Below are 12,110 nucleotides of genomic sequence, written 5' to 3' on the forward strand. Positions count from 1 at the left end.
ACCCCCTTGGCTTGCGTTCGTGTTGTGGTTCCGTTCATCACGCTCGGAGCCGCTGGTGCCGTCGCTCGACGGCGTGCTACCCGATGCTTCACCCGTACTGCCTCGGCTCTCGCCTCGACTGCCGATCCCCACTGCCAACGAGGCACGCAGTCTCGGACATCGGGTTCGCGGGCTCTGATGCAAGTGGCCGCTAACCCTTGGCGCCACCCTGGTACTGATAATCGTGATAGCTGTAGCCGTAGCTGTAGGTCGTGGTGGCCTTGCGCTCGACGGCATTGAGAATCGCGCCATCGACGTGCACGCCACTGGAGGCGAAGCGCTCCAGCGCCGCTTCGATTTCCTTGGGCGAGTTATGCATGAAGCGCGTCACCATCACGCTGACACCGCACTGCTTGCCGATGATGGCGGCATCGGTGACGGCCAGAATCGGCGGCGTATCGACGATGACCATGTCGAAGTGGGCGCTGGCCCACGTCAGCAGGTCGCTGAAGCGTGACTGCAGCAGCAGCTCCGACGGATTGGAGGGCGTAGTACCGCGCGCCACGTAGCACAGGTTGCTCGGCGCGCCATTGGCGGCCACCACTTCGCCAAGCGCCGCAGCGGCGGTCTCGGACATCGCCAGACTCGGATCGGTGATGCCACGCACGATGCTGTCGCGGTCGGCCTTGCCGAGCAGGAAGTCGCTCAGGCCCGGCGCGGCGTCGCTGTGCTGGACACCCGCCATGCTCTGGTGGACATGGCCACGGCGCATGTCGGCATCGATGACCAGCACCCGATTGCCGGCCTGGGCACAGACGGCGGCCAGGTTGGCGGACACGAAGCTCTTGCCGATGCCCGGGCTCGGGCCACAGATCATCAGGCGATTGTCGGGGGCTTCCATCATCGCGAAGTGCAGGCTGGTGCGCAGACCACGCAGACCCTCGATGGAGAGATCCGCCGGATTGCGGATCGCCAACAGTCCCGGCGCGACATTGTCATTGGCCGCTGTGGCGACACCGCGACCGGTGAAGCGCTTGAAGCCACGCGCCAGACGACGGTTGAGGCGTGCCTGCTCTTCGGAGAGCGGCAGGGTCGCGTGGACATTGAGGCCCAGGTCAGAAAGCTCCGACGGCGTCTCGATACCGCGATGCAGCATGGAGCGCAGCAGCACGAAGACCACCCCGAGCATGCCGCCCAGCAGGGTCGCGATCACCACGATCATCGCCTTGCGCGGGCTGATCGGATGTGGCTGTGCGACGGCCTCGTCCAGAATGCGGATATTGCCGATGGTGCTGGCCTGGGCGATGTTCATTTCCTGGGTCTTGTTGAGCAGCTGCACGTAGATCTGCTGATTGACCTCGACTTCACGCTCCAGACGCAGGATTTCCTGCTGGGTGTCCGGCAAGTCACCGACCTGCTTCTCCAGCTCCTTGCGGGTCTGCTGCAGGTCCGCACGCTTCTTGCGCAGCGCCACGTAGTTGGGGTGACTGGGATTGAACTTGCCGGACAGCTCCGCTTCTTCCAGCTGGGTCTCGTTGATCTGATTGTCGATATTGACCAGCTGCTCGAGCACCGACTTGGTCTCGAGATCCAGATTCACGCTATCGCTCTTGCCGCGATAGGCATTGAGACGGTTCTCGGCCACTTCGAGGCGCTCACGCACCGTCGGCACCTGCTTCTTGAGAAACTCGAGCGACTTCTCGGCTTCGGCGGACTGACGCTCGATGTTCTGCTGCTGGTAGGTATCGGTGATGCGCTGCAGGGTCTGCTGGGTGCGCAGCGGGTCTTCGCCGACCAGCGCCAGGCCCAGCACACCGGTTTCCTTGCCCATCTCAGCCACCGCGAAGCGCGAACGCAGCGCGTTGGTCGCTTCCAGGGTCGACTGATGCATCAGCGTGAATTCAGCGCCCCTGGCCGCGTCCAGTGCGCTGACCTTGAGCGTCACCTCGCCCAGCGGGCCATCGAAGCGCGAGGCTTCGCCGACCACACCGGTGCCCAGCGCATCGCCGTCGTACTGCAATTCGTACTCACCGCCCTCTCCCAGCGACACCAGCGTCAGCGGCACATCGTCCCAGGCCGCCGGCACTTCGAGGCTGGCCACGTCGATCGACTCGCCGGCCCAGACCATGCTGGAGCCGGCAAGCCAGCTCGGACGCGCGAATTCGTGGGTGCGCAGGAAGGTGCCGATCAGCGGGTACTGATACGGCTTGACCACCAGATCCAGCTGCTCCTTCTTGACCGTTTCGCCCAGCACCAGGCGTGAGGTGATGATCTGGATCTCGGACTCGGACGGCGGCGCCTCGCCACGCAGCAGGCTGGAGACATCACGCAGCGGGTTCATGTTGCCGCCGCCCTCCTCGACCTGCACCAGCGCATCGGCCTTGTAGATCGGAGTGGCCAGCAGCGCGTAGAGCACCGCCAGCACGGTGAAGGTGCCGGTGATCAGCGCCAGCGTCAGACGGCTGTCATACAGCTGGCCCAGCATGCGGCCGAGATCAAGACTGGTGCGCGCGGGCACGCTTGACGACTCGCTGGCCGAGGCCTGACGCGTGGTGTGGGAATTGCGGTTCGACATCGTTGGGTCACTCTCCTGGTGTCCTGCCCGGCCACGGCGGTGCCGGGCAGGGACGCCTTGACGACCCCTCGCCTTACTGGCCGAGGGTATCGAGGTTGTCCTGGATTTCGGTGCTGTAGTAGATGGAACTCACCGTCGGCAGCAGCTGGGTAATCACACGGTTCCAGCGCGAGACCGGTGCGGCGGTGACATAGACGACGTCCTGCGGCTTGAGGCCGAAGTCCGCGCCCAGAATCAGCGCCGTGGAATTGCGCGCATCCAGCTGATAGACGGTGGCCAGCTTCTCGGGGTCTTCACGATCACGACGGATGACGAAGATGCCCGACGCATCGGCGGAGTTTTCCTTGATGCCGCCGGCACGCGCGATGGCATCGGTCAGCGAGATCGGGCTTCTGCCCAGCGGCAGGCTGATGGACTTGTCCACCTCGCCCATCACGAACACCTTCTGGGTACCGACGTCCGGCACGTAGAGGGTGTCGCCATCCTTGAGCAGGCGGTCATTGCCTGCCTCATCGTTGGCGCCATTGCGCTCGGCCAGCAGCTCATAGAGGGAGATGGTGGTCTCTTCGCCATTGCGCTTGAGCACCACGTTGTGCCAATCGGCGTCTTCGGACAGACCGCCCGCCGCCGCGATGGCGTCCAGCAGGCTCAGCGGCACATCGCTGATCGGTTGCACGCCGGGAGACAGGACCTCGCCGGTGATCCGCACCTTCTGACTGCGGAAGGCGGCGACCTTGACGTCGATCTGCGGCGCGTTGAGATAGGGCTGCAACTTCTCGCCGAGATCACGGCGAATCTGGTCCAGCGTCATGCCACTGACCTTGACGCGACCGACATAGGGATAGAACAGCGTGCCATCGGCGTGCACGACGTTGCCGGCTTCCTGCGCACTGCGCTCGGAACCCGTCGGCAAGGTCAGCTCGGGATGGTCATAGACGATGATGGTCAGGATGTCGCCGGGGCCGACACGGTACTGATAGTCCGGTGCCAGACTGGCGCGCGTGCTGCTGTTGAGCTCCTGGGCCAGCGCCTTTTCAAGCTCACGACGCTGCTTGTCATCGCCACTGGACTGGCGTGATTCGGCGTCTGCGCGCGCCTGGGCCTTGATCAGGCCAAAGGTGATCGGTTCCACATCGACGATGTCGTCCACCGGCGCAGCGCTGGTGTCGTAGTCGATGTTGCCACCGGGGGCGAAGACGCACCCGGCGAGCCCGGTGAGGGCGCCGATGCTCAAGCTGGCGCCCAGAAGTCGTGCTATCAGTGCATTTTTCATCTGAAGTCCGTTGAGTCGACAGGCCCGATGACCCGGCACCCCAGTGCCATGATCATCGCGCCTTCCCCCGCCGCACATGGCCGCCGGGATGGATTCGATAACGTCTTCAGTTCCTGCTGCGTCATGCGTGTCGCCGGCCTTGCCTGGCTGTCACGCGGCTGCCGAGGGTGGGCCCTCGTGCATTTAGGTACCGGACCCTGGCGGTCTCGGCGTCTTGCGTCTTGCGACTTGCGACTGGCGTTTTTCGACTGGCTGCTGCGATCTCATTCACGCTGCGCCAGTGTGATCCGCAACGCTTACAGCGATATTTCCGCCATATGAATCATGCACATGGCTTGTCATATCCCGCCGTCATCCCCAGTCAAAGGGTAGGCGCATCGCTCAAGATGTACGAAACACGACCCTGAACCGCAACCGACGATGCACAGACGGCAGGTACATTCAATGTGCTTTCCACTTGCGGCTCTGACACCACTCTCTGCATGGCGGCCTTCATGCCACTCTTGCTGTCATTTGGGCAATATCTTCAGCGCCATTGCAGAGCGAACTTTCTGTAGTTTTTTTACCGAAATGCGGCACACCTCTTTCGACCGCAGCCCACGACCCATGGAGCTGCCAGAGGATCTGCCGATGAATCAGTAATGCCAATGCCGTGGCATCGCCGTGCATTGGATCACGCCATTCGTGGCGTTTTTGGCAAGGTGACCAAACCCTGTCTGCCGTGCATTTTACCTGATACACGTCTCCCGCCAATCAGCGCTCTGTTACAAAAATCCAATAAAAACATTGGTTTGTAGCGCCGCAAGTACGCTCGATGTCGCCACTTCCACGAAAGACGCGTTGCCGATGACAGACACCCCAAGTCCCATTTCGTCGGCAATGCGACACACTCAAGCGCAGGATTCCAGTCGCCACGCGGGCCCCGTCTGGCGTAGCGCCCGGTGGAACATCGACAGTCACGTCGCCAATCATCCACACCCCAATTACTCTTTTTTACATAAATAATCCTCAAGCGATCAACGCGAATAATACGCAAGGCTTCACGCTAGACAGTTCACATATTCTCGTTAACATGAGCCTCGCTTTGCCACGACTCATCGGCTTTGTGTCTGTGTGGAGAAGGACTTCCTGCATCAACCGCTCAACGGCTGACACCTGACAGGACTGTCAGACGCAGACAGCAAGGCGCAACGATGAATTTCGGCAGGCGCATGACCAGGGAATACGGTCATGACAGGAACACCTCAGGACGAGGTCGCGCCACGGAGGATGCCAGGGATGGTGTCAGGGACGGCGCTCTTCTCCTCTATCGATATCTTCAGCAGCAGGTTGGATGATCGCCAGCATCTGCTGGCAGCCTCGACGCCGATGCCTCAGTCCTTGAGTCATCACGCCGTGGTCTGACATCCCTCCCTGGTCGGCTGACCGCCGACAATGCTCATCAAGGAGAGTTATCCATGCGCAAGACACATCTCGGAGCCATCATCGGCCTGACAGGTGCCCTGCTTCTCGCTGGCAATGCCATCGCGGAAGAAGAAGCGCCTCAGGGTGCGACTGGCACCACCGGTACGACCGGCACGACTGGCACTACCGGGACTACCGGCACGACTGGGACTACCGGCACGACTGGTACGACCGGTACCACCGGCACCACCGGCACCACCGGCACCACCGGCACGACTGGAACTACCGGCACCACTGGCACGACCGGCACTGTGCCGACAGGTAGCGCAGCCGGCACCGGTACTGCCAGCCAGAATGCCACCGGCAGCGTGACGCCGAGCGCCAGCAGCGGCAGCGTCGCTGCAGGTGCGGCCACCGGCACCGTCGGCGGCGGCACCGGCACGACCGGTACCACCGGGACAACCGGCACCACTGGTTCGACCGGGACTCGCTGATGAAGACGGCACGTGCGACGCAACGCTTCACGTTCTCAAGCCCTGCGCGGGGCACGGCGGCTACCTCGGTGGTCTCCCGTGCTCTGCGCAGCAGGTCGTTGGCGGCATTCGGCACCCTCGCGTGTCTGGTGTCGCTTTCCGGCTGCGCCCAGATCGTCTCGAGTTCGCTCGGTGACGTGATGGGCAAGGACGAGTTTGACGCCACACGTGCCAGCGAGCTGCCCTATGCCTCTCTCAAGCTGAAGCATGCCAACAGCACCGCGCTGGTGGTTCTGGCGACGCTGGAAGGCAATGGGCGCATCGCGCGTTTCGAGAGTCGCGACCGCGGCATCCTCGAATTGCGCGATGGCGTCCTGTCCGCCACTTCAGGCTTTGCGCGTGATGTGGCAGACAGGCGTGAGCAAAGTACTACCGGGCGCGCTCTGGCGCGTCCGGCCTGGTTGATGGCCAGTGGCACGACCTATCAGGTCAGTGTCAGTGCGCTGTCCCCCTACCCGCGTCGGCTGGAGCGTCAGGATGCCGCCTCCACCGGCAGCCAGCGCCAGGACGACGTCGCCGTGATGCAGGTACACGAGGCCACGGCGCGACTCGAATGCGAGGCCGCCGCCCCCTATTCGCTGCCGCTGGCAGAACTGCCGCTGCAGCACTGCCGCGAGATTCTGAGCTGGGACGACGGCAGCACCACGCGCAATGACCTGTGGCGCGACGAGAATCGCGTCTGGGCGGCCGACATGACGGCCTGGCCAGATGGCCCGCGGTTCGGTTGGGAGGTCGCCAAGGCATGGTGATCCCCGTCTTCTCATCGCTGGCCCGTCTGTCAGCACTGGCCCGCCTGAACAGTGCCGCCCTCCTGCTGCCACTGGGACTGAGCGCACTGCTGGCCGCGCCCCTGGGGAGCGCCGATGACACCCCGCTGCCGTTCAGCGCCGCGAGCACGCCGCTGGCCAGTCAGGTGCTGCAGGCGCAATGGGATGGCCTGGCGCCGTCAAAGGCGCTGGATTGGCGCTACAGCTTCGTCAGCACGCCGCTGATTCGCCAGCAGATGGCCGCGCGGGCCAACCGCGTCAGCGCCGAGCTCGAGCTGATCGCGGCGCGCTACGCCGTCGGCGCGAAGGACGACAGCCCTCAGGCGCGTTACGCCGAGGCGTTGCAGGCCTGGCAGGCCTATGTCGAGCAGGGCCGCGCGCCGGACACTGACGCCGTGGTGGCGCGCCTGCCGGGTCAGCTCGACCCGCGCCGCGACATGCGCGACGGCCCGCAGGCGATCCGCATCGCCCCGGGCATGGTGGTCGGTGCCTGTCAGGCGCCGCGCAGCGTGGTGATTCTGGACGCCACCGGCGTTCACGAGCGCAAGTGGACGCCGAATCTCAGTCTTGACGCGCTGATCGACGAGCGCGCCGCTGCCGGCGGTATCGGGCCAGCCGTCGAGGTCAGCCTGGTGACGCCGCAGGGCCAGGTACTGACCCGCCCGGTGGCGAGCTGGAATCGTCTAACCAGCGGCGACGCCGACCTGCCCGTTGCCCCCGGCACCAGCGTAGTGATCAGCACGCCGGGCATCGACACCGCGCAGCAGTGGGTGAACGAGGCGCTACCGGCCTGGCTTGCCAGCCGCCTGCCGGGCCATGCCTGCCAGAGCTGGCAGCTGGACGCCGCGAAGCTGCCGACACCCCCGCGCTAGCCGTCGAGGCTGCCCCGGCGCAGCACACTGCGCCTGACCGCGAACCCAATCCCTTATTCACGTACGTGAGCCCCTGGCTTGCGTGCATGCGAGACGCCCATGTCGAGTCCTTTTCGCCCTGCCAATCACGTTACGCACTCAAGCCCCGAGCAGCGCCCTACCCTGGCACGCAATGGCTGGCTGGCACTCGGCATGGCGGGCGGATTGCTGGGTGCGCAGATCGCCCATGCGGCGACCGGCGAATCCCAGAGCGACTTCGGTGGCGTGGGCCTGATGCAGACGCCCACGGCGCGTTTTGCGCCCCAGGGCGAATTGAGCTTCACCTACAGCCGCACCCAGCCCTACAAGCGCTTCAGCGTCAACGCGGCGCCCTTCGACTGGATGGAGCTGGGCTTTCGCTATGTCTCGGTGGAAACCGTCAGCTATGGCGCGGCCGCCCCGGACCGCGACTACCTGGATAAATCCTTCGACACCAAGTTCCGCCTCCTGCAGGAAGGCCGCTATCAGCCCGAAGTCGCGGTGGGCCTGCGAGATCTCGGCGGTACGGGCCTGTTCAGTTCCGGGTACCTGGTCGCCAGCAAGCGCTACGGCGACCTCGACTTCAGCCTGGGCCTCGGCTGGGGCTATCTGGGCACGCGTGGCGACTTCAGCAATCCGCTGGCAGTGGTGAGAAGCAGTCTCGAGACGCGCAGCGACTCGACCAGCGATGACGGCGGCGACTTCCAGCTCGGCAGCATGTTCAGCGGCAGCCCGGCCGTCTTCGGCGGCATCGAATACCAGACGCCCTGGGATCCGCTGACCCTGATGCTGGAATACGAAGGCAACGACTATTCCGACGAGCCACTGACGGTGGAGATCGAGCAGGACTCGCCGGTCAATCTGGGCGCGACCGTCAAGGTCAATGACAACCTGTCGCTGCATGGCGGCTGGGAGCGAGGCAACACCGCCATGCTGGGGCTGTCGCTGTCGACCAATCTGGCCGGGCTCGCCCAGGCCAAGGACGACGGCACGCCGGAAGCGGTCACCCCCAGCACCCACAGCCGTTATCGCAACGACCAGACACCCGAAGCCTTCCGCGTGCGCTCGCTCAACGCGAACGCCTCCTCGGGCACAGCGCCCTCCGCCAGCGCCGCCAGCGCCGCCCAACCGGCAGGCGTGGCGGCAGAGCCGTCAGCCCATGAAGAGCCGTCAGCGAACAGAGAGCCATCAGCGAATAAGGATCAGCAAGGCCGTCTGCTGACACTCGACTCGTTCGGCGGCGCGCCCGCGGACTCCCCGCTCGAGCCGGGCGCGACTGATGGCCCGCAGGCAGAAGATCTCCCGCGTCTTGCCGACGTCGACTGGGACGCGCTGGCCGATACCCTGCGTGCCCAGAGCGGACTTGAGGTGTCACAGCTGCGGGTCGAGGGCGACACCCTGATCGTCGAGGCCGAGGCGACGCGCTTCCGTGATGACCTGCAGGCCGAAGGCCGCGCCAACCGCGTGCTGCACAACCGCCTGCCCGCCGAGATCACCACCTTCCGCTATCGTCTGAGCAGCAATGGTCTGGCGCTGCGCGAAGATGAGCATCCGCGCCAACCCTTCGTGGCCGCCGCCAATGACCGTCGCTTCGGCGCCGAATACGAGCACTCCATCACCGCCCATGCCGCCTCGCCCCGTGCCACCTCGTCCGATAGCGCCGATGACGCGGCACGCCAGGCGACAGGGGATGGCGTCAAGCTGGCACGCGAGCCGTTCGGCTTCAGCTGGGGCTTCTCGCCGAGCCTCAAGCAGAACTTCGGCGGTCCCGATGGCTACCTCTATCAGCTCAACCTGCAGCTGGACGCCCTGTGGCGCACCGACCGCAATGGCTGGTTCACCGGCGTGGCGACCTATCAGCTCGCCGACAACTTCGACAGCTACGAGTACATCGCCGATTCCGAGCTGCCGCGCGTACGTACCTACGTCGGGGAGTACATCAAGGAAACCGACCTGGGCATCACCAGCCTGCAGTACAACCGCACCCATCAATTCGGGCGCGACTGGTACGCCCAGGCCTACGGCGGCATTCTCGAGATGATGTATGCCGGGGTCGGTGCCGAGCTGCTCTATCGCCCGATGAACAGCTCGCTGGCGCTGGGGCTGGACATCAATCGCGTCCGCCAGCGCGAGTTCGACCAGCAATTCGGCCTGCGTGACTACTCGGTCACCACCGGTCACGCCACCGCCTACTGGCAGTCCGGCTGGCACGATGTGCTGGTCAAGGGCTCGGTGGGGCGCTATCTGGCCGGCGATGTCGGTGCGACGCTGGACCTGTCGCGCAGCTTCTCCAACGGGGTCAGCGTCGGCGCCTGGGCGACCCTGACCGATGCCGGCGATGACTACGGCGAGGGTAGCTTCGACAAGGGGCTCTACGTCAGCATCCCGCTGGATGCCTTCTTCACCACCTCCAGCAAGGGCAGCACCGGCTTTGCCTGGGCACCTCTGACCCGCGATGGTGGCGCACGCCTCAACCGCCGCTATCAGCTGTATGACATGACGCGCGATCGTGATCCCGAGACTTACTGGGAAGGCATCGACAAGGTCTACAAGTAATCCGCGCGTGAGTGTGTTTCACTGCCGGCTGAAGCGTGCCGATGTTGGTGCCTGACTCACTGTGGCTGACCCTGTCCCGATGAATATTCCGATTACCGACGTCTCGCCGGCCACTGCCGGCGCTGCGACACCCGCCAATCACGAGATCGCCTGCAGCAACTGCCAGGCCTGCTGCTGCCGGCTTGAGGTCATCCTGCTCACCGATACCGGCGTGCCGGACTACCTGATCGACGAGGATGAATGGGGCGGCGAAGTCATGCGCCGCCTCGACGATGGCTGGTGTGCCGCCGTCGACCGCGAGACGCTGATGTGCACCATCTACGACCGCCGGCCGCAGCTGTGCCGCGATTACGAGATGGGTAGCCCGGAATGCGAAGACGAGCGCCTGGAAAACGGCCTCGATCAGTAGTCCGCCTGCCAGCGCTCGTCCTGGTTGTTTCTCCCAAACACCCTGCCTGAGAGCGCCCTGCCTAATGTGCGATCAGGCAGTGGCATCCGGCAGCGGCGGGGCCGCTCCTGCAAGGTTCGGGCTTGGCTCGGCTGCCGTGCGCATGGCGCGCATATGCCCCTTCACCTCTACCTCACGATGCCAGCTCAGCGCCTGCTCCAGACAATGTGGCGTATGGCCGCCACGCTGGCACGCCTCCTCGAAGTAGGCGCGCAGCGCAGGGCGATAGCTCGGGTCCGAGCAGTTCTCGATCACCTGCACCGCCCGCTCGCGTGGCGCCAGACCGCGCAGATCCGCCAGCCCATGCTCGGTGACCAGGATGTCGACATCGTGCTCGGTGTGGTCCACGTGGCTGGCGAACGGCACCACGCTCGAGATATCACCGCCCTTGGCCAGTGACTTGGTGATGAACACCGACAGCTGGGCATTGCGCGCGAAATCGCCGGAACCGCCGATACCATTCATCATCCGCGTGCCGCAAACATGGGTGGAATTGACGTTGCCGTAGATATCGAATTCCAGCGCCGTATTGACCGCGATCACGCCGAGGCGCCGCACGATGCCCGGATGATTGGACAGCTCCTGCGGGCGCAGGATCAGGCGGTCACGATAGCGCTCGAGGTCCTTCCACAGCGTGCGGCCACGCTCCTCGGTGACCGTGATGGAGGAGCCGGAGGCGAAATCGAGCTTGCCGGCATCCAGCAGATCGAAGGTGGAATCCTGCAGCACCTCCGAGTACATGGTCAGGTGCTCGAAGGGCCCTTCCTTGAGACCACTCATCACCGCGTTGGCCATGCTGCCGATGCCCGCCTGCAGCGGCAGCATGGCCGGTGTCAGACGCCCCAGCGCGACTTCCTGCTTGAGCAGTTCGACCAGATGGCCCGCCATGCGCTGGGTGCCCTCATCCGGCGGCGTGCAGGTCGAGGGGCTGTCACTGCCGCGGGTCAGCACGATGGCGGCGATTCTGGCGGGATCCATCGGGATATACGGCGTGCCGATGCGCGAGTCCGGCGCGACCACCGGAATCGGCTGGCGGCTGGGGCGCATCTGCGGAATGTAGATGTCGTGCAGCCCTTCAAGCGCCGCCGGCGACTCGAGATTGAGCTCGATGATCACCTTGTCGGCGAGAATCGCATAGCTGGCCGAGTTGCCCACCGAGGTGGTCGGCACGATGCCGCCATCGGCGGTGATGGCGCTGGCCTCGATCACCGCGACATTCATGTCACTCAGCTGGTGATTGCGCAGCAGCTCCACCGTCTCGGACAGGTGCTGGTCCATGAACATGACTTCGCCGGCGTTGATGGCACGGCGCAGCACCGGGTCGACCTGAAACGGCATGCGCCGCGCCAGCATGTGGGCGTCCGCCATCTGGCCGTCGAGGTCATTGCCCAGCGAGGCACCGGTCATCAGCGTGATGGAGAACGGCTCGCGGCGCGCCTTCTCGACCAGCGCCAGCGGCAGAGCCTTGGCCTCCCCCGCCCGCGTGAAGCCACTCATGCCCACCGTCATGCCATCGTGAATCAATTCGGCGGCCTGGCTGGCGCTCATCTGGCGCGACTGCCAGTCAGGCCAGCGGCAGCGACGCGCGACCTCGGCGTGCTGCTCCGGGGTCAGCTCGCCGACCTCCATGCGCGCCAGCAGCGAGAAGACCTCGCTTGATGCAGCTGACGCCTCGGGAGATGGGG

Annotated in this window: 8 protein-coding genes; 5 read left to right on the forward strand and 3 right to left on the reverse strand. The window is 64.8% G+C overall.

The genetic code is table 11. From position 1 onward, the window contains the following. Window positions 1–190 precede the first annotated feature (190 nt). Complete coding sequence (locus tag QD208_RS04955; RefSeq protein WP_279835967.1) at window positions 191–2,554, reverse strand: GNVR domain-containing protein; 2,364 nt, start codon at window positions 2,552–2,554, stop codon at window positions 191–193. A gap of 73 nt (window positions 2,555–2,627) precedes the next feature. After that, window positions 2,628–3,827, reverse strand: coding sequence for a polysaccharide export protein (locus tag QD208_RS04960; RefSeq protein WP_279835968.1), 1,200 nt, complete (start codon window positions 3,825–3,827; stop codon window positions 2,628–2,630). Window positions 3,828–5,284: 1,457 nt separating this feature from the next. Between QD208_RS04960 and QD208_RS04965 the strand changes: the two genes are divergently transcribed. From QD208_RS04965 to QD208_RS04985, 5 genes are all read left to right on the forward strand, one after another. After that, entirely contained in the window at window positions 5,285–5,725 is a 441-nt protein-coding gene (locus QD208_RS04965) for a hypothetical protein (RefSeq protein ID WP_279835971.1), read from the forward strand. Then, window positions 5,725–6,513 (forward strand): YjbF family lipoprotein, encoded by a 789-nt coding sequence (locus tag QD208_RS04970; protein WP_279835972.1) that lies wholly within the window; start codon window positions 5,725–5,727, stop codon window positions 6,511–6,513. The genes QD208_RS04965 and QD208_RS04970 overlap by 1 nt, the downstream gene beginning before the upstream one ends. Beyond that, a complete protein-coding gene (locus tag QD208_RS04975; protein ID WP_279835973.1) occupies window positions 6,507–7,403 on the forward strand; it encodes a hypothetical protein in 897 nt (298 codons plus the stop codon). Before QD208_RS04970 ends, QD208_RS04975 begins: the two co-directional genes overlap by 7 nt. Window positions 7,404–7,502: 99 nt before the next feature. Continuing rightward, the gene (locus tag QD208_RS04980) at window positions 7,503–9,977 is read left to right on the forward strand and encodes a YjbH domain-containing protein (protein WP_279835974.1); all 2,475 of its coding nucleotides are present in this window, start codon (window positions 7,503–7,505) and stop codon (window positions 9,975–9,977) included. Between the two features lie 79 nt (window positions 9,978–10,056). Continuing rightward, complete coding sequence (locus QD208_RS04985) at window positions 10,057–10,386, forward strand: YkgJ family cysteine cluster protein (RefSeq protein ID WP_054556269.1); 330 nt, start codon at window positions 10,057–10,059, stop codon at window positions 10,384–10,386. Between the two features lie 72 nt (window positions 10,387–10,458). Here QD208_RS04985 and QD208_RS04990 read toward each other — a convergent pair whose 3' ends face one another. Next, window positions 10,459–12,054 (reverse strand): acetyl-CoA hydrolase/transferase family protein, encoded by a 1,596-nt coding sequence (locus tag QD208_RS04990; RefSeq protein WP_347881990.1) that lies wholly within the window; start codon window positions 12,052–12,054, stop codon window positions 10,459–10,461. Window positions 12,055–12,110: the final 56 nt, after the last annotated feature.

Origin of the sequence: Cobetia sp. 29-18-1 (assembly GCF_029846405.1) — a bacterium.
Taxonomy (GTDB): Bacteria; Pseudomonadota; Gammaproteobacteria; order Pseudomonadales; family Halomonadaceae; genus Cobetia; species Cobetia amphilecti.

What these genes read in the sequence shown, in the direction of transcription:
- QD208_RS04955 (WP_279835967.1), bottom strand. Translation starts at nt 2,554, where the DNA reads ATGTCGAACCGCAATTCCCACACCACGCGTCAGGCCTCGGCCAGCGAG.
- QD208_RS04960 (WP_279835968.1), bottom strand. Translation starts at nt 3,827, where the DNA reads ATGAAAAATGCACTGATAGCACGACTTCTGGGCGCCAGCTTGAGCATC.
- QD208_RS04965 (WP_279835971.1), top strand. Translation starts at nt 5,285, where the DNA reads ATGCGCAAGACACATCTCGGAGCCATCATCGGCCTGACAGGTGCCCTG.
- QD208_RS04970 (WP_279835972.1), top strand. Translation starts at nt 5,725, where the DNA reads ATGAAGACGGCACGTGCGACGCAACGCTTCACGTTCTCAAGCCCTGCG.
- QD208_RS04975 (WP_279835973.1), top strand. Translation starts at nt 6,507, where the DNA reads ATGGTGATCCCCGTCTTCTCATCGCTGGCCCGTCTGTCAGCACTGGCC.
- QD208_RS04980 (WP_279835974.1), top strand. Translation starts at nt 7,503, where the DNA reads ATGTCGAGTCCTTTTCGCCCTGCCAATCACGTTACGCACTCAAGCCCC.
- QD208_RS04985 (WP_054556269.1), top strand. Translation starts at nt 10,057, where the DNA reads ATGAATATTCCGATTACCGACGTCTCGCCGGCCACTGCCGGCGCTGCG.
- QD208_RS04990 (WP_347881990.1), bottom strand. Translation starts at nt 12,054, where the DNA reads ATGGAGGTCGGCGAGCTGACCCCGGAGCAGCACGCCGAGGTCGCGCGT.